1 protein-coding gene is annotated in these 228 nt (G+C 37.3%); it reads right to left on the bottom strand.

Annotation, left to right across the window (positions count from 1 at the left end; all coding sequences use genetic code 11):
• On the bottom strand, window positions 1-228 hold a 228-nt coding region (locus tag AOA59_RS32250; protein ID WP_218212166.1), incomplete at both ends, for a hypothetical protein.

The raw sequence follows: 228 nt of genomic DNA, 5'->3' as shown, positions 1-228 counted from the left end.
ACTAAAACACCTGCATTATTTACAATTCCATGTAGTTCCAATCCTAGCTCTGCTACTTTCTCTTTAGCCTTAATAATACTTTCTTCATTTGAAACATCGAGCGTCAAGATTTCCACTTGATCAGGGTGAGCTGCCTGTAACTTGTTTAAATCGTCATACTTTGTATAATCACCTCTGACACCGGCAATCATCTTGTAACCCTTTTCAACACCGAGTTTAATAAAAGAC

This window comes from Pseudomonas sp. 2822-15 (genome assembly GCF_002742515.1).
GTDB lineage: Bacteria > Pseudomonadota > Gammaproteobacteria > Pseudomonadales > Pseudomonadaceae > Aquipseudomonas > Aquipseudomonas salomonii.
This window is presented reverse-complemented; position numbering and strand designations above follow the sequence as displayed.